Annotated in this window: 20 protein-coding genes; 17 read left to right on the forward strand and 3 right to left on the reverse strand. The window is 56.7% G+C overall.

Annotated features, from left to right (window positions below; genetic code table 11):
• Positions 1-43: 43 nt before the first annotated feature.
• From recA to alaS, 4 genes are read left to right on the forward strand one after another with little or no spacing between them, the layout of a single operon-like run.
• Complete coding sequence (recA, locus tag K0A93_02255; GenBank protein MBW6510927.1) at positions 44-1069, forward strand: recombinase RecA; 1026 nt, start codon at positions 44-46, stop codon at positions 1067-1069.
• On the forward strand, positions 1069-2217 hold the full coding sequence (locus tag K0A93_02260; protein ID MBW6510928.1) for a type IV pilus twitching motility protein PilT: 1149 nt from the start codon (positions 1069-1071) through the stop codon (positions 2215-2217). The genes recA and K0A93_02260 overlap by 1 nt, the downstream gene beginning before the upstream one ends.
• The gene (locus tag K0A93_02265; protein ID MBW6510929.1) at positions 2189-2659 is read left to right on the forward strand and encodes a recombination regulator RecX; all 471 of its coding nucleotides are present in this window, start codon (positions 2189-2191) and stop codon (positions 2657-2659) included. The genes K0A93_02260 and K0A93_02265 overlap by 29 nt, the downstream gene beginning before the upstream one ends.
• 28 nt (positions 2660-2687) lie before the next feature.
• A complete protein-coding gene (alaS, locus tag K0A93_02270; GenBank protein MBW6510930.1) occupies positions 2688-5330 on the forward strand; it encodes an alanine--tRNA ligase in 2643 nt (880 codons plus the stop codon).
• Between the two features lie 79 nt (positions 5331-5409).
• On the opposite strand, the gene clpB is transcribed toward alaS, so the two are convergent.
• Entirely contained in the window at positions 5410-8022 is a 2613-nt protein-coding gene (clpB, locus tag K0A93_02275; GenBank protein MBW6510931.1) for an ATP-dependent chaperone ClpB, read from the reverse strand.
• 1176 nt (positions 8023-9198) lie between these two features.
• A complete protein-coding gene (locus K0A93_02280) occupies positions 9199-9930 on the reverse strand; it encodes a substrate-binding domain-containing protein (protein MBW6510932.1) in 732 nt (243 codons plus the stop codon).
• Between the two features lie 449 nt (positions 9931-10379).
• Here K0A93_02280 and K0A93_02285 point away from each other — a divergent pair, with 449 nt between their 5' ends.
• The 12 genes from K0A93_02285 to K0A93_02340 all read left to right on the forward strand — a co-directional run bounded on the left by K0A93_02285 (position 10380) and on the right by K0A93_02340 (position 22101).
• On the forward strand, positions 10380-11471 hold the full coding sequence (locus K0A93_02285; protein ID MBW6510933.1) for a response regulator: 1092 nt from the start codon (positions 10380-10382) through the stop codon (positions 11469-11471).
• Between the two features lie 134 nt (positions 11472-11605).
• The gene (gene argB, locus K0A93_02290; protein MBW6510934.1) at positions 11606-12496 is read left to right on the forward strand and encodes an acetylglutamate kinase; all 891 of its coding nucleotides are present in this window, start codon (positions 11606-11608) and stop codon (positions 12494-12496) included.
• On the forward strand, positions 12493-13710 hold the full coding sequence (locus K0A93_02295) for an acetylornithine transaminase (protein ID MBW6510935.1): 1218 nt from the start codon (positions 12493-12495) through the stop codon (positions 13708-13710). Before argB ends, K0A93_02295 begins: the two co-directional genes overlap by 4 nt.
• Positions 13711-14619: an ornithine carbamoyltransferase gene (gene argF, locus K0A93_02300; protein MBW6510936.1), complete on the forward strand. Its 909-nt coding sequence runs from the start codon at positions 13711-13713 to the stop codon at positions 14617-14619. It abuts the gene before it with no gap.
• A gap of 148 nt (positions 14620-14767) precedes the next feature.
• On the forward strand, positions 14768-15988 hold the full coding sequence (locus K0A93_02305; protein ID MBW6510937.1) for an argininosuccinate synthase: 1221 nt from the start codon (positions 14768-14770) through the stop codon (positions 15986-15988).
• A gap of 31 nt (positions 15989-16019) precedes the next feature.
• On the forward strand, positions 16020-17396 hold the full coding sequence (gene argH, locus K0A93_02310) for an argininosuccinate lyase (GenBank protein MBW6510938.1): 1377 nt from the start codon (positions 16020-16022) through the stop codon (positions 17394-17396).
• A gap of 7 nt (positions 17397-17403) precedes the next feature.
• Complete coding sequence (locus K0A93_02315) at positions 17404-18150, forward strand: fibronectin type III domain-containing protein (protein ID MBW6510939.1); 747 nt, start codon at positions 17404-17406, stop codon at positions 18148-18150.
• Positions 18151-18295: 145 nt separating this feature from the next.
• Positions 18296-19171, forward strand: coding sequence for a 4-hydroxy-tetrahydrodipicolinate synthase (dapA, locus tag K0A93_02320; protein ID MBW6510940.1), 876 nt, complete (start codon positions 18296-18298; stop codon positions 19169-19171).
• Positions 19172-19224: 53 nt separating this feature from the next.
• A complete protein-coding gene (dapB, locus tag K0A93_02325) occupies positions 19225-20028 on the forward strand; it encodes a 4-hydroxy-tetrahydrodipicolinate reductase (GenBank protein MBW6510941.1) in 804 nt (267 codons plus the stop codon).
• A gap of 122 nt (positions 20029-20150) precedes the next feature.
• Positions 20151-21386 (forward strand): LL-diaminopimelate aminotransferase, encoded by a 1236-nt coding sequence (locus K0A93_02330; protein MBW6510942.1) that lies wholly within the window; start codon positions 20151-20153, stop codon positions 21384-21386.
• A gap of 107 nt (positions 21387-21493) precedes the next feature.
• The gene (locus K0A93_02335; protein ID MBW6510943.1) at positions 21494-21814 is read left to right on the forward strand and encodes a type II toxin-antitoxin system RelE/ParE family toxin; all 321 of its coding nucleotides are present in this window, start codon (positions 21494-21496) and stop codon (positions 21812-21814) included.
• A 2-nt stretch (positions 21815-21816) separates the two neighbouring features.
• Complete coding sequence (locus K0A93_02340; GenBank protein MBW6510944.1) at positions 21817-22101, forward strand: helix-turn-helix domain-containing protein; 285 nt, start codon at positions 21817-21819, stop codon at positions 22099-22101.
• A 336-nt stretch (positions 22102-22437) separates the two neighbouring features.
• On the opposite strand, the gene K0A93_02345 is transcribed toward K0A93_02340, so the two are convergent.
• Entirely contained in the window at positions 22438-23325 is an 888-nt protein-coding gene (locus K0A93_02345) for a radical SAM protein (protein MBW6510945.1), read from the reverse strand.
• Between the two features lie 296 nt (positions 23326-23621).
• Between K0A93_02345 and K0A93_02350 the strand changes: the two genes are divergently transcribed.
• Positions 23622-23822, forward strand: a complete 201-nt coding sequence (locus tag K0A93_02350; GenBank protein MBW6510946.1) for a cold-shock protein — start codon at positions 23622-23624, stop codon at positions 23820-23822.
• The last annotated feature ends 100 nt before the right edge of the window (positions 23823-23922 follow it).

The raw sequence follows: 23922 nt of genomic DNA on the forward strand, positions 1-23922 counted from the left end.
GCATCGAACGGTTTTTTTCTTCCCCTGTGGAGGTTAGTGAAAAATGAGTGATCAGAATCGGGATCGGGCCATTGATCTGGCGATGTCGCAGATTGAAAAGCAGTTTGGTAAAGGCAGTATCATGCGCCTCGGCGAAGGCCATGTCGTGCCGGATATCGAGGTTATTTCAACCGGAGCACTGAGCCTCGACCTGGCGTTGGGGGTTGGCGGCGTGCCGCGCGGGCGGATCATCGAAATCTACGGCCCTGAATCGTCCGGAAAAACAACGTTGGCGTTGCATATCGTCGCCGAGGCGCAAAAGAAGGGGGGGATTGCCGCCTTTGTCGATGCCGAGCATGCGCTCGATATCGGTTACGCCAAACGTCTTGGCGTGAGGACCGACGATCTGCTCGTTTCGCAACCTGATACCGGTGAGCAGGCGCTGGAAATTACCGAAACCCTGATTCGCAGCGGGGCGATCGACGTGCTGGTCGTCGATTCGGTCGCCGCGCTGGTTCCCCGTGCCGAAATTGAAGGTGAAATGGGAGATTCACACATGGGGTTACAGGCGCGGTTAATGTCGCAGGCGCTGCGCAAGCTGACCGGAACGATCAGCAAGTCGAACTGTAGCCTGATTTTCATCAACCAGATTCGCATGAAGATCGGCGTGATGTTCGGCAACCCCGAGACCACGACCGGTGGCAATGCACTCAAATTCTATGCGTCGGTGCGCATGGATATTCGCCGCATCGCTGCACTCAAGCAAGGGCAGGACGTGGTTGGCGGACGGACGCGGGTCAAGATCGTCAAAAACAAGGTTGCGCCGCCGTTCAAGGAAGCGGAATTCGACATCATGTACGGTACCGGCATCTCCCGCGAGGGGGATATGCTCGATATCGGCGTCGAACAGGGGATCGTTGAAAAGAGCGGGGCCTGGTTCTCCTTTGACGGCGACCGGATCGGTCAGGGGCGCGAAAACTCGAAACAATTTTTACTTGAAAACCCTGCCATTGCTACGGCCATTGAAAAGAAAATTGTCGCCAAGCTAAGTCTCGTGTCGGTAGAGCCAAGTGATGAGGGAGCAACTTGATGGAACTGAACGATATTCTGGGGATTGCACTTAAATCCCGCGCCTCCGATATCCACCTGAAAGCCGGTCTGCCACCGGTGTACCGGATTGACGGCGCCTTGCGGCCATTGCCGAAAGCTCCGCGTCTCGATGGGACGCAGATGATGAAGATGGCTGACCAGATCATGAACGACAAGCAGCGGATGCTGTTTCAGGAAATTCACGAGGTCGATCTGGCCTACGGGGTTCCCGGTCTCGGGCGTTTTCGCGCCAACGTCTTTTCGCAGCGGGGAACGGTATCGATGGTTTTCCGCGCGATTCCATTCGATATCCTTGGTGTCGATGACCTGAACCTGCCGCCGGTGATCAAGAAAATCGCCAACGAGCAGCGTGGCCTGATTCTGGTCACCGGAGCGACCGGTTCCGGAAAGTCAACCACCCTGGCGGCGATGATCGATTATATCAATGCCAACCGCACCTCGCATATTGTGACCATTGAAGATCCGATCGAATACTTGCATCGTGACAAAAAAAGTATTATTAATCAGCGCGAACTCGGGATTGATACGGAAAGTTATGCCGGGGCACTCAGAAGCGCGTTGCGTCAGGATCCAGATGTTATTCTGGTCGGCGAGATGCGCGATATGGAGACGATTGAAACCGCGATGCACGCGGCTGAAACCGGGCATCTGGTCCTGTCGACACTGCACACGATCGATGCCACCGAAACGATCAACCGGATCGTTTCAGTCTTTCCGCCGCACCATCAGCAGCAGATTCGCGGCGAGATTGCCGGGGTCATTCGCGGCATTATCTCCCAACGACTGGTACCGCGCGCCGACGGCAAGGGACGGGTGCCGGCCGTTGAAGTTATGATTTCGACCGCGCGCACCCGGGAGCTGATCGAGAGCAAGGAAAGAACCCGTCAGATCAAGGATGCCATGCAGCAGGGCTACGAGACCTACGGGATGCAAACCTTCGATCAGTCGCTGCTGTTGCTGTTCAAACGGCAATTCATCACTTTTGAAGAGGCGATGCGGCAGAGTTCCAACCCGGATGATTTCAAACTGAAGGTTTCCGGTATCTCGTCGACTTCCGACCAGTCGTGGGATGCGTTTGAGGGGGAAAAGGCGGACGCTGATGGCAGCGCAACGGTCGAGCGCTTCTGATGCGCTGAGCACTGCGTTACGCCTGCTGACCGTGCGTGATCGCAGTGAGTCGGAGTTGCTCCGGCGGCTGCGAGAGAAGAAGTTTCCCGACGATGAGATCGCGGCGGCGCTGGAGCGTTGTCGCGATTTCGGTTATCTTGACGATCGTCATTTCGCCCTGAACCGGGCGCGGATGCTGCTGCGCGAGGGACGAGCGGTCGGTAGTCGGCTGGGGTGGGAGTTGCGACGTGGCGGGGTAGCGGACGAATTGATTGATCTGGCCATGACCGCCGCCACCGCTGAGTATCCCCCGCTTGACGTGCTGCGCGAGCTGCTTGAACGGCGTTATCCACATTATGACCACCACCTTGCTGATGACCGTAAGCGGCGGCGGGTGATCCAGTTTTTTCAACGCCGGGGGTTTGCTCTCGGTGACATTTTGTCGGTACTGCAAAAGGGGTAGATGGACGATGACAACCGCCACCACAAAGATGACTGCCAAGGAAATCCGTCAACGCTTTCTCGATTATTTCTCCCGGCACGGGCACACCGTGGTCGAATCTTCGTCGTTGATTCCGCATAACGATCCGACCTTGCTCTTTACCAACGCGGGGATGAATCAGTTCAAGGACTGTTTTCTCGGTCAGGAAAAGCGCGATTATCTACGTGCCGTGTCATCGCAAAAATGTGTTCGCGCCGGTGGCAAGCATAACGATCTGGAGAATGTCGGGCGGACCGCCCGTCATCATACCTTCTTTGAAATGCTCGGTAATTTTTCTTTCGGGGATTACTTCAAAAAAGAAGCTATTGCCTACGCCTGGGAATTTCTCACCGTTGATCTCGGTCTTGATAAAAATCGTCTCTACGTGACCGTCTATACCGATGATGACGAGGCTGCCGATCTCTGGCACACGCAGGAAGGGGTTCCGCGCGAGCGCATCTTCCGCTTTGAGGATGATAACTTCTGGGCAATGGGAGATACCGGGCCGTGTGGACCATGCAGCGAGATTTTCTGGGACAATGGCCCTGCAATGGCGTGCGCTGATCCGCAATGTAATGTCGGCTGCGATTGTGACCGTTACATGGAGATCTGGAACAATGTTTTCATGCAGTTCAATCGCCAGGCGGACGGCACCCTGGAACCGTTGCCGAACCCGGCGGTCGACACCGGGATGGGGCTGGAGCGGATCACCACCGTCATGCAGGGGGTGCAGTCGAACTACGACACGGATCTGTTGCAGGGGATCATCCGCCATATCGTCAGGCTGGTCGGCAAGAGCTACGGTGACAACGACAAAGACGATGTCTCGTTGCGGGTGATTGCCGATCACATCCGCGCGATGACCTTTTTGATCGCCGACGGGGCGCTGCCGAGCAACGAAGGGCGTGGCTATGTTTTGCGGCGCATCATGCGTCGGGCGGCGCGTCATGCCAAGATGCTTGGTGCTTCTGATCCAGTCCTCTTTCAGGTGGTCGATGCGGTCAAGGAGCTGATGGGGGAAGCCTATCCCGAGCTGATTGCGCGCGAAAGTTTTATTAAAAAAGTGATTCGCGCCGAAGAAGAGCGCTTCATGGAGACGCTCGATAATGGTCTGCGGATTCTGCACGAAGAAGTCGAGAAGCTCAAGCGCACTGGCGGGGCGCAGATCCCCGGTCCGGTGCTGTTTAAACTCTACGACACCTATGGTTTCCCGACCGATCTGACGGCTGATATTGTCCGCCAGGAAGGGCTCGGCATCGACGCCGCGGGATTTGCCAGCTGCATGGCCGAGCAACGCGCCAAAGCACGGGAAAACTGGAAAGGTTCGGGCGAAGAGGCGGTTTCGGCGATCTATCACCAGCTCCACGAAGCGGGGATCAACAGCGAGTTTGTCGGCTATCGCGAGCTGACCGGGTTTGGTAATGTGCTGGCGATACTCAAGGATGGCCAGCAGGTCAGTGTGGCGGAAGAGGGTGACAGGGTTGAAATTGTCACCTCACTGACTCCCTTTTATGGTGAGTCCGGCGGACAGACGGGTGATCGCGGGACGCTGGCCACGGAACGCGGCGAGGTGCGGATTGACACGACCCGCCGTCCGCTCCCCGAGTTGATTATCCACGTCGGCGAAATCGTTTCCGGTGCTGTGCAGCAGGGCGAAAGTGCCGAGCTTGCCGTTGACCGCGAGGTACGCCAGGCAACCTGCCTCAATCACACCGCGACCCACATCCTCCAGGCGGTGCTGGTCGACGTTCTGGGCGACCATGTCAAACAGGCCGGTTCCCTGGTTACGCCGGAACGGTTGCGTTTCGATTTTACCCACTTTTCTGCCATGACCGCGGCAGAAATTGCTCGGGTCGAACAGGAGGTTAACCGCCGCATTCGTGAAAACGGCACCGTTGACGTGCGAGAAATGTCGCAGGAAGACGCACTGGCCGCTGGAGCGACGGCGCTCTTTGGTGAAAAATACGGGGATAGTGTCCGCGTGGTGCGCACCGGTGATTTCAGTATGGAACTCTGTGGCGGCACACATACGTCCGCTGCCGGAGATATCGGCCTGTTCCGCATTGTGCAGGAAACCGGCATCGCCGCCGGAGTACGGCGGATCGAGGCGTTGACCGGTGGCGCTGCTCTTGACTATGTCAATCGTCGCGACGCAATGTTGCGCGACGTCGCCGCGCTGGTCAAGAGTGATGTCGGGCAGCTGGAATCGCGTTTACGCAAGATGCTGGAGCATCAGAAAGAGCTGGAGCGCGATATCGACCATCTGCAGACGCAACTCAATGTCGGAAAATCGGCGGAACTGCTGGAGCAGATGCAGGATGTCGCCGGGATCAAGGTGTTGGCGGTCAAGGTCGATGAGATGGACGGCAAGGCGTTGCGGGAGTTCTCCGACCGGCTGCGCGAACGGGTTCCCTCGGGGGTAATCGTCGTTGGTTGCGTCTTTGCAGGGAAGGTGAATCTGCTTGTCGCGGTGAGCAAGGATCTGGTCGGGCAGCTTCACGCCGGCAATCTGATCAAGGAACTCGCCGCACTGGTCGGTGGCAAGGGGGGGGGACGCCCCGACCTGGCCCAGGCGGGGGGGAGTGAGCCGGATAAATTACCGGCAGCGCTCGCGGCAGTGACGCAGCTGGTTGAGGGGTTGGTGAAGGGCTGATTCTCTGTCATAACGCGGGTAGCGCCGTGAGAACTCTATCCCGGCGCCCCCCGTCTTCAGCGCGGGACTCCTGCTCGGATTACTGACGCTCTGTAACAATCTCTAATTTTCCATTGTCGACCTCGACAATGATCTCCGCACCGTCGGCAATCTCTCCGCTGATAAGTTTGCGACCGATGGCCGTTTCCAGATTATGTTGCAAGTACCGTTTCAACGGCCTGGCTCCGTAGACCGGATCGTAGGCAGCATCAGCGATGAAGCGCTTGGCCGCGTCACTGATGGTGAGAGCGATGTTGCGCTCGGTGAGACGCGCACGCAGTTCGTTGATCAGCAGTTCGATGATCGCGGCGATCTCGTCCTTGTGCAGCGGCTTGAAGAGCACGGTATCATCGACCCGGTTGAGAAATTCAGGGCGGAAATGCCGCCGTAACTCAGCCATCACCGCCGTGCGCGCGTCGTCGGATATCTCTCCCTGGGCATTGATCCCCTCCAGCAGAAACCCCGAGCCGATGTTGCTGGTCATGATGATCACGGTGTTCTTGAAATCGACGGTGCGCCCCTGTGAATCGGTGACGCGACCGTCATCGAGAATCTGCAACAGGGTATTGAAGACATCGGGATGCGCTTTTTCAATTTCGTCAAAGAGGATGACGCTGTACGGTTTGCGGCGCACCGCTTCGGTGAGTTGCCCCCCCTCGTCATAACCGACATACCCCGGCGGAGCACCGATCAGGCGGCTGACGCTGTGCCGTTCCATATATTCCGACATGTCGATCCGCACCATGTTCTCCGCGCTGTCGAAGAGGGTTGCGGCAAGCGTGCGCGCGAGTTCGGTTTTGCCGACGCCGGTCGGACCGAGAAAGATAAAGGAGCCGATCGGGCGCTGGGGATCCTTGATGCCACTGCGGGCACGAATCACTGCGTCGGTGACCAGCTGCACCGCTTCGTCCTGGCCGATGACGCGTTGATGGAGGATCGTGTCAAGTTTGAGCAGCTTTTCCTTTTCCCCCTCGACCAGCCGACTGACCGGGATCCCGGTCCAGCGCGAGACGATGTCAGCAATCTCTTCCTCCGTGACTTCTTCACGTAAAAGCTGTTTGTAGCTGGTATCGACAGAGGTTGCGGCTTCCGCTTCACCCAGTTTGCGTTCCAGCTCGGGCAGCTTGCCGTGTTTCAGTTCCGCAGCCAGATTGAGGTCGTAGTTACGTTCCGCCACCGCTATTTTCTGACGGGTTTTTTCAATCTCTTCGCGCAGCTCCTGAAGCTTTTTGATCGCGTTTTTTTCGTTGCTCCATTGGGTGGTCAGGGTAGCGGACTGATCTTTGAGGTCGGCGAGTTCGCGTCTGAGGATTTCAAGGCGTTTTTTACTCGCCGCATCTTTCTCTTTTTTCAGCGCCGCCTCTTCGATTTCCAGCTGCATCACCCGGCGCGTGATCGCGTCAAGTTCGGCGGGGAGGGAGTCGATCTCGGTGCGGATGGTGGCGCAGGCTTCGTCGATCAGGTCGATTGCCTTGTCGGGCAGAAAGCGGTCGGAGATATAGCGGTGACTGAGGACCGCAGCGGCGACCAGGGCGTTGTCCTGAATGCGCACCCCATGATAGACCTCGAAACGCTCCTTGAGCCCGCGCAGGATACTGATACTCTCCTCGACCGTCGGCTGGTCGATCAGGATCGGCTGAAAGCGGCGCTCCAGCGCCGGATCCTTTTCGATATATTTGCGGTATTCATCGAGGGTCGTGGCACCGATGCAGTGGAGTTCCCCGCGTGCCAGCATCGGCTTGAGCATGTTCCCGGCGTCCATCGCCCCTTCGGTCTTGCCGGCGCCGACGATAGTGTGCAGCTCATCGATGAAGAGCAGGATACGGCCACTGCTTTCGCGGATTTCGTTGAGCACCGCCTTGAGGCGTTCCTCGAACTCGCCGCGATACTTGGCGCCGGCGATCAGCGCGCCCATGTCGAGGGCAAAAACGGTTTTCTCCTTGAGCCCCTCCGGGACATCGCCGCGCACGATGCGGTGCGCCAGCCCTTCGGCGATAGCGGTTTTGCCGACCCCCGGTTCGCCGATCAGCACCGGGTTGTTTTTGGTCTTGCGCGAGAGGATGCGGATCGTGCGGCGGATTTCTTCATCACGACCGATAACCGGATCGAGTCGTCCTTTCTTGACTTCCTCGACCAGGTCGCGACCGTATTTCAGCAGCGCTTCGTAGGTGCTTTCCGGGTCGGCACTGGTGATGCGTTGATGACCACGAATCTCCTTGAGGATGCCGAGTAGACGGGTCCGATCGATATTGAACTGGCTGAGGATGCGCCCGGCGGCGGTGCCCTTTCCTTCCTTCAAGAAACACAGGAGCAGGTGCTCGACACTGACGTATTCGTCTTGCAGACTTTTCGCTTCGCTTTCGGCCTCCACCAGCAGGCGGTTAAGCCGCTGGGTGACGTAGATTTTCCCCGCTTCCATGCCGGGGCCGGAGGCCGAAGGGCGGGAACGCAGTTCCTGCTCGACGGCGTTGCGAACCGAGTCAAGCGGAATGCCCATCTTTTCGAGGATGCGTGGGACCAAGCCATCGTCCTGATGAAGCAACGCATGCAGCAAATGCTCCCCGTCAACCTCGACATGGCCGAACTTGACCGCCGTATTTTGAGCCTGACTGAATGCTTCCTGGGTTTTTTGGGTCAATCTGTTCGGGTCCACGTGGCCTCCGCAATGAGCATGGTTACGATGTGTGTCACGACATTCCACAAGTATACTGCCATTTTTCCAAATGACAGTTCTTGCCGGTCATCAAAAAGTAGTGATCGTCGATGAGCTTGTCAAGGGCGCTTATTGGAGCGTTATCTGTTGGTTGAGATATGAAAATCTAACCGAGAATGGATAAATGTCAAAATATCAAGAATGTTCCCTTGGACGTTATGAGTTGCGATTACATTCAACTTGTCAACTTGGAAGCCAGACCCCGTTGACTTATTGTGGGGCCCCGTTGGCGTTGAAAATTGTTATAGCCGGGTTTCATGGCGGCTTCAATTCAGCACTCCCCGTTCACTACGAAGACGCCGACCGGCACGGGGCGAAAAGAACAGCCCCGTTAGACGCGGCAGATGCGCACCGACCGCGTCCCTCGTACACAGTTTCTTGAATTCCTCCCCCTGCGAATTCGACATGCTCCATGTAATGGCAGGCCCTTTTCTGCTTACTCTTTTGGGCCAGCAAAAGAGTGAGGCGGCAGCGGGCCGCGACCCGCGAAGTTGCTTTTCGATTCAGTAGAAGATTGAAACAAAAACCGGCGGGTTTCGTCCCGCCAGCCGACATCCTTTTGCCCGGCAGCAAAAGGATGCAAAAGTGCCTGCGCTCGCAGCGGGCATGGTGGTCGCGTATCGCTGTGATTTTAAGCAGGGGAAAATGAATGTCCAGATTTTACGGGTCTGCACCGGGACGGGGCCTTTCTTAAGGGGCCCCGTTGGCGTTGAAAATTGTTATAGCCGGGTTTCATGGCGGCTTCAATTCAGCACTCCCCATTTACAACGGAGACGCCGACCGGCACGGGGCGAAAAGAACAGCCCCGTTAGACGCGGCAGATGCGCACCGACCATATCCATCGCACGAAATCATCAGAGCACATCGCAGCTTGCATCCGACATGCTCCATGCAATGGCAGGCCCTTTTCTGCTTACTCTTTTGGGCCAGCAAAAGAGTGAGGCGGCAGCGGGCCGCGACCCGCGAAGTTGCTTTCCGATTTTCAAGCCAGAGTACTCAAGTTAACCAACTTAACTATGTCCCCCTATTACACTCAAGTTAACCAACTTAACTATGTCCCCCTATTACACTATTACAGCTCAACTCCACGCATCAACGATTCAGCATACCAACCGATCAGTCCCAGCCGTGCTTCTGGAAAATCCGGTAGGCATCCTCGGACTTGAGGAATTCGAGGAAATTGCGTGCCTGCTGTGGCCAGGCGGAGTGCGTGGTCAGGGCGAGAGGGGTGTAGCGCAGTCCCTGTTCGGGAGGGAGTTCGATGAAGTCGGCATCGTCGAGCTTGACATGCCAGGAACGGTAGGTCACCCAGGCGTCGATCTCCGGTTCGTTTCGCCAGGCTCGCAGCCCCTGCCGACCGGTGTAGACCAGACTCTTCAGGTTGTTCGGTCGCTCGGAAAACGCGTTGTGCAGCTGACCCATGTTTTCCAGTTTGACATCAAGCAAGCCGACATCCTCCTCGGTCAGGCAGCCGAGTCCTTCGATGCCGAGGGGGTTCCCTGCGCGCACGATGATGCCAACCTGGCGCGGGTAGAGCAACTCGACGGAGGCGAGGTCGAGCAGTCCGGGGTTGTTCTCGACGAACTCTTCGAGCATGCAGGGCGCGCCGCCATAATAGATATCGCCATCGACACGGATCCACTCGGCCAGATCGTGGGGGAGCGCCCGCACCACCTGGACCTCGACCCCGTGCCGGTCGCGGTAGAGATCGGCACACTCCGACAGCGCATGGTACGGACCGCCCGGCCCGTAGACTCGCAGCACCGGCGTCGCCGTCTCCACCGAGGCCACGGCCAGATTGGTCAGCAGTAGAAAATAGCCGAGAAATCCGGTGATTTTACCAGTCATCAACAACGCCTTCCAGTCAAAGCGCGGGAAAAACAACGGTCCCCATCAATAACATCCTGGGGCCAGAATGGCCGCGGCAGCGGCAAAACATAAGGTTTCCGCGGGCCTCCCGGCGGTTGGGCCACCATATGACAAAGCAAAAACCCTGCCGCAATCCACGTAGTCTCATTGATAAATCCACACAAGAGATCTCATGGTCGTAAAAAGCAAAGACCACGAACCGAATCTACGGTGTTATCTGCGGGCTTCCAGGACGGCAAGTTGAGGGCTGACAGTAACACATAGCATGCGCTTGTCATGCAGGGTCATCTTTGGCATGCCGGGCAAATATACGCGCAGTTGGCTTGCGCAGGTTGACACTTTGCTGTAACTTTTATAGGCTGCATTTTTATTCGTTGCCTCGGCAAAGATGGCGATGCAAGAGTATCATGAACAGTTGAACTGACGGGGTGACTTTGGCTGACGGCAGAACCCAATCAACGATCCTGATTGTTGATGACGAATCGGTAATTCGTGGCTTGTGCGCACGGGTTTTGAACGGCTTTGATATTTTTGAGGCGGGGGGTGCCGAAGAAGCGCTGACGATTTTTGAACGCGAACACCCCGATGTTGTGCTTGCCGATATTATGATGCCGAACATGAGTGGACTTGAGCTGTTGCGGGCGATCAAGGCGCAGGCTCCCAATCAAATTGTTGTGCTGATGACCGGTTTTGCAGAAAAGGAGATCATTCTGCAGGCGCTCAAAAGTGGTGCCGATGAGTTCATCAGCAAGCCGATCAATCTCCTTCAGCTGCGTACAGCTATCGACAGTGTCCTGGAAAAGAAGAAACTCAAGGAAGAGCTGCTCGATCTCAAACACAGTGACCACCTCAAAGCGGAGTTTCTCGGGCTGGTCTCCCACAAGCTGAAAACTCCGACCACAGCGATTTACCTCTTTATCCAGAACCTCGCTTCTGGCGCGGTAGTGCCTGAAGGGGAGGCGTATCGTGACATACTCGACCGGATCCTCGATGAGTCCCGTCATCTCGATAATCTGATCAAGGATTTACTTTCCTTCAGTGAAATTATCCTTCATCAGGATGGCCCGAAAATCGAACTGACAGACGTGCATCAGTTGCTGGCCGAGGTGACAGCGCCGTTCAGGGAGAGGTTTCACCACAAGGGGATCGACTTCGAAGTGCACCTTCCGGCGACATTGCGGGAGCGCTCTCTGGATTCGCGGCGGATTCATGTGGTGGTGTGGGCGTTGCTCGACAATGCCCTCAAGTTTACTCCGCAGGGTGGCCGGGTGCGCTTTTCCGTTACGGATGGGACTGAACTGGTGATTGAAGTTACCGACAACGGGGTGGGGATCAACAGTGAAGAGTTGCTGAAAATCACGGAAAAATTTTACCAGGTTGATCCCCAGCGTACCGGCCAGGTGCGAGGTTTCGGTCTGGGGCTCTACTATGCTCAGCGTTTTGTGCGTGTCCACGGTGGTCGGTTGTCATTCACCAGCACGCCTGGGCAGGGTACGACGGTGAAGGTTGTCCTGCCGTAAATCCGTTGCAATCCCCCTGTTTGCCTCATTTTTTTCTATATCAATAAAAAAATTATGATATATTAAACGCTTTTCCACTGACCAAAATACGTGGCCGGGATTATTGTGGCGACAATTCGACAGAGATGGAGACGATGCAGGAATTAATCAATAAAGCCAAGGTGCTGATGGAGGCTCTGCCTTATATCCAGCGCTTCCGCAACCAGACGATCGTTATCAAGTATGGCGGCAACGCGATGGTCGAGGAACACCTCAAAGAGGGGTTCGCCCGCGATGTTATCCTGCTCAAATACATTGGACTTAATCCGGTCATTGTCCACGGCGGTGGTCCGCAAATCGGCAAGGTACTGGCGGCGATGGGGATAACCACCGCATTCGTTCAGGGGATGCGCGTTACCGACGCGGCGACGATGGATGTGGTCGAGATGGTTCTCGGCGGCAAGGTCAATAAAGAAATCGTTGCCAATATCAATCGTCATGGTGGCAAGGCGGTCGGACTGACGGGGAAGGATGGTCATCTGCTGACCGCGCGCAAGCTGGAACTGACGGCCATTAACCCCGACACGTTGACCCCCGAAATTATCGATGTCGGGATGGTTGGCGAAGTTGAAACGGTGCGCCCGGAGATTCTCCGTGCCCTGGAGAAAGAAAATTTCATTCCGGTGATCGCGCCGGTCGGTGTCGGCCTCAACGGTGAGACTTACAACATTAACGCCGATCTGGTCGCGGGGCGGGTGGCGGGCGCCCTGAAGGCGGAAAAGCTGATTCTGTTGACCGATATCGAAGGAGTCAAGGGGAAGGATGGCAAGCTGATCTCGACGATCGATATTCGCCGGGTGCCTGATCTGATCAACGATGGCACCATTTCCGGGGGGATGATTCCGAAGGTGAACTGTTGTGTCGATGCGATCGAAGAAGGCGTCATCAAGACCCATATCATCGACGGGCGGATGGAGCATGCCTGTTTACTGGAAATTTTTACCGACAAGGGAATCGGTACCGCGATTGCGAGGTTTGACCAATGAGTAGTGCACAAGAATGGATCGACCGCGGGGAGCAGGTGATTATGAAAACTTATGGCCGTTACCCGATTGTCCCGGTCAAGGGCGAAGGGTGCCGGTTGTGGGATGCCGACGGCAAGATGTATCTCGATTTTCTTGCCGGGGTGGCGGTGAACAACCTTGGCCATTGCCACCCACGGGTAGTGCAGGCGATTCAGGAACAGGCGGCGACCCTCATCCATTGTTCCAACTATTATCATATTCCCAACCAGATTGAGCTGGCTGAGCTGCTCTGCAATCACTCGTTTGCCGACCAGGCTTTCTTCTGTAATTCGGGAGCGGAAGCGAACGAAGCGGCAATCAAGCTGGCGCGCAAGTACAGTCGCGAGACGCGGGGTGAAAACTGTTTTGAAATTATCACCGCCGCCGATTCTTTCCACGGACGGACGATGGCGACGGTGTCAGCCACCGGCCAGGAAAAGGTCCAGCGCTTTTTCGATCCGCTCCTGCACGGTTTCAAGCATGTCCCCTTCAACGACATTGTCGCGCTGCGCGCGGCTGTCTCGTCGCTCACCTGCGCGATTCTCCTCGAACCGATTCAGGGGGAGGGTGGGGTCAAGGTGCCCTCGGCCGACTATTTCCGGGAGGTTCGCCAACTGTGTGACGAGCAGGGACTGCTGCTGATCTTCGATGAAGTTCAGACCGGTCTGGGGCGCACCGGCAAGCTCTTTGCCCATGAGCATTTTGGTGTGACTCCGGACATCATGACCCTGGCCAAAGCTCTCGCTGGCGGGGCCCCCATCGGCACCATGCTGTCCACCGCCAAGGTCGCGACGGCCTTTTCGCCGGGAACCCATGGCTCAACCTTCGGCGGCAATCCACTGATGACCGCTGCGGCGCTGGCGGCGCTGCATGCTCTTCTCGACGAAGGGTTGCTGGAGAACGCCAACCGCATGGGCGACTACCTGATGGCGGAGTTGCAGCGGCTCAAAACACGCTACCCGGTGATCACCGAAGTGCGTGGTATCGGGCTGATGGTCGGTATGGGGTTGACGATCCCCGCTGGCGAGATCGTCAAGCGGGGGCATGAACGCGGTGTCCTGCTCAACGTTACCCAGGACCGGGTGCTGCGTTTCGTGCCGCCCCTGGTTGTAACCAGGGTGGAAATCGACGAGATGATTGCCATTCTCGACACGATATTGGCTGAAATCCATAGCAGTGAAGTGGGAGAAAAATAGATGAACAAAGATTTTCTGGCTCTGTCCGATTGGTCACGTGAGGATCTCGAAAAGCTCTTTGAGCTGACCCGCGAATTGAAGGCCATGCAGCAAAGTGGCAAGGTTCACCAGCTGCTCAAGGGGAAGACCCTCGGCATGTTGTTTGAGAAGAGTTCGACCCGCACCCGCGTGTCGTTCGAAGTCGGCATGTTTCAACTCGGTGGTCACGCCCTGTTTCTCTCTTCGTCAACCACCCAGATGGGGCGCGGCGAATCGATCAAGGATACCGGTCGGGTGATGTCGCGCTACGTTGACGGCATCATGATCCGCACCTTTTCGCAGGCGGCGGTCGAAGAGCTGGCGCGTTGTTCGACGATTCCGGTGATCAACGGTCTGACCGACATGTATCACCCCTGCCAGTTGATGGCCGACCTTTTCACCGTCAGCGAGCACAAGGCGAACTACCGCGATTTGACCTACTGCTGGATCGGCGACGGCAACAACATGGCCAACAGCTGGATCAACGCGGCGCTGATCTTCGGCTTCGAGCTGCGCGTCGCCACCCCACCGGGGTACGAGCCGGATGCCACGGTGATGGCGCGGGCCGCTGCCGCCGGAGCAAAGGTCACGTACACCAATGATCCGTTCGCAGCCGCGCGCGGTGCTGATGTGCTCAATACCGATGTCTGGGCGAGTATGGGGCAGGAGGACGAGCAGGCGCAGCGGGTCGTGGCGTTTGCCGGTTTTCAGCTCAACGAGGAGCTGGTGGCGGTGGCCGCTCCCGACTGCATCGTACTGCACTGTCTGCCAGCACACCGCGATGAGGAGATCACCGACGCGGTAATCGAGGGACCGCACTCGGTGGTCTTTGACGAGGCCGAAAATCGCCTGCATGTGCAGAAGGCGATCATGGCGACGTTGATGCAATAATTATTTCACCACGAAGAACACGAAGGGCACGAAGAAACCCTGAAATAAATCAGTTGCTTTTCTCCGTGAGCTTCGTGTCCTTCAGCGAGTTTGCGAGCGGGTGGTAAATAAAAATCATTTAAATCCAACGAAATACAGGAGATAGATCATGAGCAAACACGGGCAAGTTAAAAAAGCAGTGCTCGCCTATTCGGGCGGGTTGGATACGTCGATTATCCTCAAATGGCTGGTCGAGGAATACGGGTGTGAAGTCGTCGCCTACTCGGCTGACCTCGGCCAGGGGGAAGAGCTTGACGGCATTCCGGCCAAAGCCAGGGCGACCGGCGCCAGCAGCTGCCACATCATGGATCTGAAGGAAGAGTTCGCGCGCGATTTCGTTTTCCCGATGTTCCGCGCCAACGCCATCTACGAAGGACGCTACTTCCTCGGCACTTCCATCGCCCGCCCCTTGATCGCCAAGGCGCAGATGGAGATTGCCAAACAGGAAGGGGCCGACGCGGTTTCCCACGGCGCCACCGGCAAGGGGAACGACCAGGTGCGGTTTGAGATTGCCTACTACCACTTCGACCCGGCAGTCAAGGTCATTGCGCCGTGGCGCGAATGGGATATGAACAGCCGTACCGCGCTTGAGGCCTACGCCAAGCAGCATGGCATCCCGGTGCCGACCAGCAAGAAGTTTCCGTGGAGCTCCGACCGCAACCTGCTGCACATCTCTTTTGAGGGGGACGTGCTGGAGAACCCCTGGGCCGAAGCTCCGGAAGAAATGTACGTGCTGACCACCAAGCCGGAGGACGCGCCGGATCAGGCCGAGTTTGTCGAGATTGAATTTGAAAAAGGGGATGCGGTTGCGGTGAACGGCGAACGCCTCTCCCCGGCCAAACTCCTTGCCAAACTCAACGAACTCGGCGGCAGGCACGGCATCGGTCGCGTCGATCTGATGGAGAACCGCTTCGTCGGCATGAAGAGCCGTGGCGTCTATGAGACCCCCGGTGGCACCATTCTCGAAGAAGCCCATCGCGGCGTCGAGTCGATCACCATGGATCGCGAGGTCATGCACCTGCGCGATTCGCTGGTTGCCCGCTACGCGGCGATGATCTACAACGGCTTTTGGTTCGCTCCCGAGCGCCGGGTACTCCAGGCACTGATCGATGAATCACAACAGACGGTCAACGGCATGGCGCGCGTCAAACTTTACAAAGGCCACTGCCGTCTGGTCGGTCGTGATTCGGCGCATGACTCCCTCTTTAACGTTGACTTCGCCACGTTTGAGGCGGACGAGGTGTACAATCAGGCCGACGCCGAAGGATTTATCAAACTCAATGCCCTGCGTTTGCGGATTGCCGCGATTCAACGGGCAACCAGAAAATAGCGGCTGGCCGACAGCAGGGAAAGAGAAGATCATGAGTAAACTTTGGGGCGGACGATTCACCCAGCCAACGGACAAATTTGTCGAAGAGTTCACGGCCTCGATCGAGTTCGACCAGCGCCTCTGGCGTTACGATATTCAGGGTTCGAAGGTGCACGCCGCGATGCTTGGTCGTCAGGGGATCATCGCCGTTGCCGAGGCTGAGCAGATCAGCGCCGGGCTTGATGCGCTCCTGGCCGAGATCGAAGCGGGCAAGGTTGAGTTTACGGTGGCCCTTGAAGACATCCACATGAATGTGGAATCACGTTTGATCGAGCGGATCGGCGCGGTCGGTGGCAAGCTGCACACCGGTCGCAGCCGTAACGATCAGGTGGCGCTTGATATCCGTCTTTACCTGCGTGACGAGATCGAGATCATCCTCGGCTATCTGCGCGCACTCGAAGATGCGCTGCTTCAGCAGGCCGAGGCGAACCTCGACATTATCATGCCTGGTTTCACCCACCTGCAGACCGCCCAGCCGATCCTCTACAGCCATCACCTGCTCGCCTACCGGGAGATGATTGCCCGCGATATTTCGCGCCTGCACGATATGCGCGTGCGCTTCAACGTTCTGCCGTTGGGTGCCGGGGCTCTGGCCGGCACCACCTTCCCGATCGATCGTGAGTGGGTCGCGCAGCAGCTCGGTTTTGACGGCGTAACGCGCAATTCCCTCGACAGCGTGTCGGACCGTGACTTTGCCATTGAGTTTTGCAGCTGTGCCAGTCTTTTGATGATGCACCTCTCGCGTCTCGCGGAGGAGTTGATCCTCTGGTCGAGCGCCGATTTCAATTTCATCGAGCTTTCCGACGCCTTCTGCACCGGCAGTTCGATCATGCCACAGAAGAAAAACCCCGATGTGCCGGAACTGGTGCGCGGCAAGACCGGCCGGGTTTACGGCAACCTGATCAGTTTGCTGACGTTGATGAAATCGCTCCCTCTCGCCTACAACAAGGACATGCAAGAGGACAAGGAACCGCTTTTCGATACCATCGACACGGTCAAGGGGAGTCTCAAGGTTTTTGCCGAGATGATCGCGCAGATGCAGGTCAAGGGAGAGAATATGCGCGTGGCCGCTGCACGCGGTTTTTCGACGGCCACCGATGTCGCTGACTACTGTGTGCGCAAAGGGCTGCCGTTCCGCCAGGCTCACGAGGTGGTCGGCAAAACCGTGCGTTACTGTGTGGAGAACGGCAAGGATATCCCGGAACTCAGCCTTGAAGAATTTCGTGCATTTTCTGCACTGATCGATGCAGATATTTATGATTTCATAACTCTTGAGGCCTCCGTTAACGCCCGCTCCGCCACCGGCGGCACCGCACGAGCGGCGGTGGAGCGAGAGATCGCCCGCGCCCGTGCGCAGCGCAACGGGTAACTGCGTCGTGCGTTTGCCCTGGCGGTTGCTGGTGACGCTCGCGGTGGTCACTCCGCTGTTTTTGGGGTGCGGTAAAAGAGGGCCGTTGCGCCCCCTGGGTGAATCGTTACCGCTGGCACCGACGCAAGTGCAGGTGCTGCAGCACGGCGCGACGCTGGAGCTGAGCTGGAGTGCGCCGGACAAGGATGAAGATGGCAGCCCGGCGCAGGTGGCTGGCTTCCGTATCTATCGTTTGCCCTTTCTGCCGGGGGAGGAGTGCCCCGAATGTCGCGATGATAAATGGCTGTGGCGGGAGCTTTCCGTCACTGACGGTCGCGACGCTTTACGTCTCTACGACGATCAGGTTGTTGCCGGGCAAGGGTATCGTTACCGGATCGAGCCGCTGACGGTTGACGGTTTCCCCGGAAGTTCGGCACAGGTGAACCGGGTGGTTGTGGCCGCGCCGCCGCTCCCCTCAGCCCTTGTTGCAACGGCGGGTCACGCGCTGGTGACCTTGAGCTGGGATGCCCCGGCAGCCATCCCTGGCGGGGAACTGCTCGGTTACCACCTGCAACGCGCTGCGGGGGAAGCACCTTTTGCTCCTCAGCCGCTTAACCGCACCCCCCTGGTTGAGACCACTTACGAGGATGTCGGCCTGACCAACGGTGTGACCTATCGCTATCGGGTCGGCGCGTTATGGCGCTGGGGAGATGTGGTGGTTGAAAGCGACTGGACAAAGGGCGTCAGCGTGACACCACAATCGGCATTTCGATGATCGTTTTGACAATGCCCGGCAAGTATGTTACCAATTTCGTTTCGTGTTTTAAGTGCAGAATCTGAACAAACACATCACAATTTAATCAGTTATAGATACAGACGCAGTTCACCGTTACTGTTTCATCAGCATGAGGAGGAAAGCAATGTTCAGTGGTTCCATGGTTGCCATCGTCACCCCGTTCAATACCCAGGGGCACGTCGATGAGGAAAAGTACCGTCAGCTGATCGAGTTCCAGATTGAGAACGGCACGGATGTTATCGTGCCCTGCGGGACGACCGGCGAATCGGCGACGCTTGACTTTGAAGAGCACGCGCGAGTCATTCAGATTTGCATCGAACAGGTCAACAAGCGGATTCCGGTGATCGCCGGAACCGGGGCAAACTGTACCGCCGAGGCGATTCAACTGTCGCAAAACGCCAGGCAGATGGGTGCTGACGCTCTGTTGCTCGTCTGCCCGTATTACAACAAACCCTCGCAGGAGGGGATCTATCAGCACTACAAAAAACTCGCGGCAGAAGTGGCGTTGCCGCAGGTGCTCTATAACGTGCCAGGGCGCACCGGGGTCAATATCACCGCCGCGACCACGATCCGTCTGGCCGAGATCAGCAACATTGTTGCGATTAAGGAGGCGTCCGGTTCGCTGGTGCAGGCCAGCGAGATTCTGGCTGCGGCCGGCGACAAGATCGACGTTATCTCCGGCGACGACTTCCTGACCTTTCCGATGATGGTCTGCGGCGCCAAGGGGGTCATCTCGGTGTCGGCCAACGCGATCCCCGCCCAGGTCAAGGCGATGGTCAGCGCGACGCAGCGGGGGGATTATGCCACCGCCCGCGACTTGCACCTGTCGCTGCTCAATTTCCACAATGCGATGTTCATCGAGTCGAACCCGGTGCCGGTCAAGACGACTTTAGCTTTGATGGGGAAGATAGCGGCGGATGTGCGTTTGCCACTGGTCGGGATGAACGACGCGACACTGGAAAAATTAAAGGTCATTCTGAAACATTACGATCTGATCTAACCCTGTGCCGGGGACAGACTTCAATCCTGTCCCCGTACTGAAATGAGCCAGATATGATAAAAATAGCAGTTACCGGAGCCGCGGGCCGGATGGGTGGCCGGATCGTTGCCCTCGCCACCGAATCCGCCGATTTGCAGGTGATCGGTGCCGTAGAGATGGCTGGACATGCTCGTTTGGGCGAGGATGCTGGAAGCGTCGCCGGTTGCGGTGCGCTGGATGTCAAGATCGTGGACTCGCTCGAAACGGCGCTGGCCGACGCTGACATGCTGATCGATTTCACCTGGCCGGAAGTCACGCTGAGCAATGCTGCGGTGTGCGAGAAACTTGGCAAGGCGATGATCGTCGGCACCACCGGCATGAATCCCGAACAGCGTCGCAAAATCGAGCGCATTGCGCAAACAGTTCCGGTGGTCTTTGCCCCGAACATGAGTGTCGGGGTGAACCTCTGCTTTAAAGTACTCAAGGATATTGCCGCCACCCTTGGCGACGCCTTTGATGTCGAGATTGTCGAGCTGCATCACAATAAAAAAAAGGATTCCCCTTCCGGCACTGCCGTACGCATGGGCGAAATCGTTGCTGATGCCCTCGGACGCGACTATCCGCAGGTCGCCAACTACCATCGCGAAGGGATGTGCGGCGAGCGTAGCGTTGAGGAAATCGGCATGCAGACAGTGCGCGGCGGTGATATCGTCGGCGAGCATACCGTCTACTTTGTCGGCATGGGAGAACGGATTGAACTCACCCACCGGGCGATGAGTCGTGACATGTTCGCGCGTGGCGCGATCCGTGCGGCGGCCTGGCTCGGCGGTAAGCCTGAAGGTCTGTACGATATGCAGGATGTTCTGGGTCTTAAATAAAAGATAAATATCACCACAGAGATCACGAACCAGGACACGAAGAGAACCTGTCGTTTTCGAACTTCTTCGTGTCCTCCGTGTTCTTCGTGGTGAAAATAATTTTTTGGAGGATTTTTTTTGTTATGGCACGGATCAATGATCATTATCTGAAACTCAAGGCCGGTTACCTCTTTCCCGAGATCGGTCGGCGGGTGCGTGAATTCAACGCTGCCAACCCGACCGCCAAGGTCATCCGGCTCGGTATCGGCGATGTCACCCAGCCGCTCGCCCCGGCGGTGCTCAAGGCGTTCCATGCCGCGATCGACGACCTCGGCACCACCGAGAACTTCGCCGGTTATGGCCCGGAGCAGGGCTATGAGTGGCTCTCTCAGGTGATCATTGAGAAGAGCTATCGGCCGCTCGGCATTGAGCTGAAGAGCTCCGAGATGTTCATCTCCGACGGTTCCAAGTGCGACTGCGCCAATATCCTCGATATCTTCGCGCTGGATAACGTCGTCGCCATCGGCGATCCGGTCTATCCGGTCTACAACGACACCAACGTCATGGTCGGCCGCACCGGCGAGGCGGATGACAAAGGCTACTACCAGGGCGTGGTCTACATGCCGTGCACCGACGAAAACGGTTTCGTTCCGGCGCTCCCCAAGGAAAAAGTCGACATCATCTACCTCTGCTCGCCAAACAACCCGACCGGCACTGTCGCCACCAAAGAGCAGCTCAAGACCTGGGTCGACTATGCCAACGCCAACGGCTCAATCATCTTTTTCGATGCCGCTTACGAGGCGTTCATTACCACCCCCGGCATCCCGCACTCAATCTACGAGATCGAAGGAGCCAAGCAGTGCGCTATGGAGTTTCGTTCCTTCTCCAAGACGGCTGGTTTTACCGGGGTGCGTTGCGGGCTGGTGGTGATCCCCGAAGAGGTGATGGGCACCACCGCGAACGGCGAAAAGTTCAGCTTCAACAAACTCTGGAACCGGCGCACTACCACCAAATTCAACGGCACCTCCTACCCGGTCCAGAGGGCCGCTGCGGCGGTCTACAGCGACGCGGGCTGGGCACAGGTCAAGGCGACCATTGACTATTACATGGATAACGCTCGTATCATTCGTGAAGGGCTGACCGCCGCTGGCATTACCTGTTACGGTGGCGTCGATTCGCCCTACATCTGGCTGAAGACGCCGGGCGGAATGACCAGCTGGGACTTCTTTGACAAACTGCTCAACGAGTGCCACGTCGTCGGCACGCCGGGGAGTGGCTTCGGACCGAGCGGTGAAGGCTACTTCCGTCTCTCCGCGTTCGGCGACAAGGCCAGCGTCGAGACCGCAGTGGCGCGGATCAGAGAAAAGTGGGGGAAGTGATTTGATCTAAAGGCGGCCCCAACGGGCCGCTTTTTTTCTAGCTTCGTACCTTGAAAGAATAATGACAGCTTGAATTTATAGCAAAATTGCGATAATATGGAGGGCGGATGAAGTGGAGAGTTGAGTTCTTGGATGAAAGGGTCGAGAAGGAATATCTTGATTTACCCCAAGATATGCAGGCCCGTTTTATACGTATTTCGGAATTGATTGAAAAGCACGGAATTGAAAATGTTGGTTTACCGCACATTCGTCCGCTCGAAGGCAAGCTCTGGGAAATGCGCTCCAAAGGGAAAACCGGAATTTCGCGAGGGATATACGTCACGGTGACAGGAAGGCGCGTTGTCATCCTCAGGATTTTCATCAAGAAGACACAAAAAACACCCGCGAAGGAAATTAAGTTGGCCAAACAACGCATGAAGGAGATCTGAACATGGGCAAGAAAATTGCGGAGTTGAAACAAGAGTTACTTGCCGATGAAGGATTTAAACGCGAATACGATGTACTCGAAGAAGAATTCGCCATTGCCTCACAATTGATCGAAGCCCGCAAGCGCGCCAACCTGACTCAGGCCCAGGTCGCTCTGCGCATGGGTACGACCCAGTCGGTCGTCGCCCGGCTTGAATCAGGGCACCCTCTTCCCAGCCTGCGTTCGTTGCAACGTTATGCGGATGCCGTAGGTGGAAGGGTTGAAGTCCGAGTGGTGGAGAATTCGTGATCGTGACACGTTCTGGGAAGGATCAAGGTTTGAAACCGCAGGACATGCTCTTTTGATGTGCCCAGACAGTGAAAGGCCCGCATTGATGTGCGGGCCTTCTCTTTTATTTTGTCCTACTTCCCTGTCACGGGTCTGGCCGACCTCCGTAAACCGTCGGCGGGTGTAGCCATCGATAAATTATGTTGTTCTACGATTGGTGGCACCTCCATTCCGGCAAGGGTTGATGTGACAGGTCGCGCGTCCTGTACATCCATTGTACCGCAACACTGTCCGTATTGCACGATCCGCCAAAGAAAAAACGGGGCGCATGGAACTTTTTTCATGCGGAAGAGAGGATTAATAAAATGACTCCTGATAATCGGGGACGGCGTTGTACCACTGCGGTCGCCGTCGCGCCTCTGCGATGGCCCCTTCGACATCGGTAATCAGACGCGCACGATCTTTGGGGTAACTTCCGGCGAGGTTGAGAAAATTGGAGACGTGGTTTGAGCGCAGGATCGTTTTTTCCGGAGCCAATCCGTGGACGATCCGCAATGTTTCCTCCAGAATGCCCCCTCGCGTGAGTTGCTGGATTGAGCGGATAAAGTCATCGTTGTGACGCTGAAAAAGGGTGAGCAACGAAAAGTATTCTGGCGACAGCTCTGTTACCCAGGCGGCAGTTGCAGCAGCATGTTCGCTGCTGCGCTGCTCACCGGCCAGACCGAGGATTGCAGTGACTGACAGTTTGATCCCGGCGCTCCTCACCGTGTGGCAGAGGTCAAGCATGGTGGCGGCGGTAAACCCCTTTTTGATCGCCAGCAGAGTCGGGTCATCACCGCTTTCCAGACCGAAATAGAGGATGCGGAGTTTTTTGCTACGCAACGCCTCCAGTTCGGCGACACTTTTGGTGGTCAGGCTGTTCGGCGAGGCGTAGGCCCCGATCCGGTTGAGATGGGGGAAGTTGTTGGCAAGCAGGTCGAGGATCTCAGACAACCCCGCCTGCGGATAGACCAGTGCATCGCCATCGGCCAGAAAGACCCGCCGGATAGGCGCACGGTGAGCGAACGGGATGCGCTCAATTTCGGCGGCGATTGCCGCAACCGGGCGCATGCGGAACTGCTTGGACTTGTACATGCCACAGAAGGTGCAGTGGTTCTGCGAGCAGCCGAGAGTGATCTGGAAGATAAGGCTCTGTGCCTCACTCGGGGGGCGAAATAGCGGTTCATCGTAATCGAAGTAGAACATCACCAAACTCCTTAAAGGGGGAGAGACGAAGATAACATGACCTGCGCTGTGCTGCAATCGACCGGTGCGCAGCGGAACGAACAGCCCTGCGGTGAGAAAATTGATGTTATTAGATTTTCTTTGCATTTCAGAATAGAACGATGTTAAATTATTTTCACTGTCAACAGGAGCCTGTCCGTGTCGTTCTGAGCAGGTAATTGAGAAGGCTGAAGCATGGCACAGACCGTTGTGGTTGTCCGGTGCTTCTTTTTTAAAAACCTTGCGCAGGAGCAAGGGTGCAGAAGGAGAAATGTAAAATGGCGGAAGGTACAGTGAAGTGGTTCAACGAGTCGAAGGGGTTTGGTTTCATCGAGCAAGATAACGGTCCGGATGTCTTTGTGCATTATTCGGGGATCGGCGGCGATGGCTTTCGCACTTTGAACGAGGGCGAGCGCGTCAATTTTGACGTGACCGAGGGTCCCAAAGGCCCGCAGGCATCGAATGTTATCAAAGGATAAATAACACTAAGGGCCTGTAAGAAAATAACATAACCATCTTGCATCTCATCTTCCGCCCATCTTCGGTCGCAGCTCAATCACAAAATCCTCGACTTAGCCC

This window comes from Desulfuromonadaceae bacterium (assembly GCA_019429445.1).
Taxonomy (GTDB): Bacteria; Desulfobacterota; Desulfuromonadia; order Desulfuromonadales; family JAHYIW01; genus JAHYIW01.

Bases quoted from the DNA above. Each gene is read 5' to 3' on its own strand.
- recA (MBW6510927.1), top strand. From the start codon at position 44: ATGAGTGATCAGAATCGGGATCGGGCCATTGATCTGGCGATGTCGCAG.
- K0A93_02260 (MBW6510928.1), top strand. From the start codon at position 1,069: ATGGAACTGAACGATATTCTGGGGATTGCACTTAAATCCCGCGCCTCC.
- K0A93_02265 (MBW6510929.1), top strand. From the start codon at position 2,189: ATGGCAGCGCAACGGTCGAGCGCTTCTGATGCGCTGAGCACTGCGTTA.
- alaS (MBW6510930.1), top strand. From the start codon at position 2,688: ATGACTGCCAAGGAAATCCGTCAACGCTTTCTCGATTATTTCTCCCGG.
- K0A93_02280 (MBW6510932.1), bottom strand. From the start codon at position 9,930: ATGACTGGTAAAATCACCGGATTTCTCGGCTATTTTCTACTGCTGACC.
- argB (MBW6510934.1), top strand. From the start codon at position 11,606: ATGCAGGAATTAATCAATAAAGCCAAGGTGCTGATGGAGGCTCTGCCT.
- K0A93_02295 (MBW6510935.1), top strand. From the start codon at position 12,493: ATGAGTAGTGCACAAGAATGGATCGACCGCGGGGAGCAGGTGATTATG.
- argF (MBW6510936.1), top strand. From the start codon at position 13,711: ATGAACAAAGATTTTCTGGCTCTGTCCGATTGGTCACGTGAGGATCTC.
- K0A93_02305 (MBW6510937.1), top strand. From the start codon at position 14,768: ATGAGCAAACACGGGCAAGTTAAAAAAGCAGTGCTCGCCTATTCGGGC.
- argH (MBW6510938.1), top strand. From the start codon at position 16,020: ATGAGTAAACTTTGGGGCGGACGATTCACCCAGCCAACGGACAAATTT.
- dapA (MBW6510940.1), top strand. From the start codon at position 18,296: ATGTTCAGTGGTTCCATGGTTGCCATCGTCACCCCGTTCAATACCCAG.
- dapB (MBW6510941.1), top strand. From the start codon at position 19,225: ATGATAAAAATAGCAGTTACCGGAGCCGCGGGCCGGATGGGTGGCCGG.
- K0A93_02330 (MBW6510942.1), top strand. From the start codon at position 20,151: ATGGCACGGATCAATGATCATTATCTGAAACTCAAGGCCGGTTACCTC.
- K0A93_02335 (MBW6510943.1), top strand. From the start codon at position 21,494: ATGAAGTGGAGAGTTGAGTTCTTGGATGAAAGGGTCGAGAAGGAATAT.
- K0A93_02340 (MBW6510944.1), top strand. From the start codon at position 21,817: ATGGGCAAGAAAATTGCGGAGTTGAAACAAGAGTTACTTGCCGATGAA.
- K0A93_02345 (MBW6510945.1), bottom strand. From the start codon at position 23,325: ATGTTCTACTTCGATTACGATGAACCGCTATTTCGCCCCCCGAGTGAG.
- K0A93_02350 (MBW6510946.1), top strand. From the start codon at position 23,622: ATGGCGGAAGGTACAGTGAAGTGGTTCAACGAGTCGAAGGGGTTTGGT.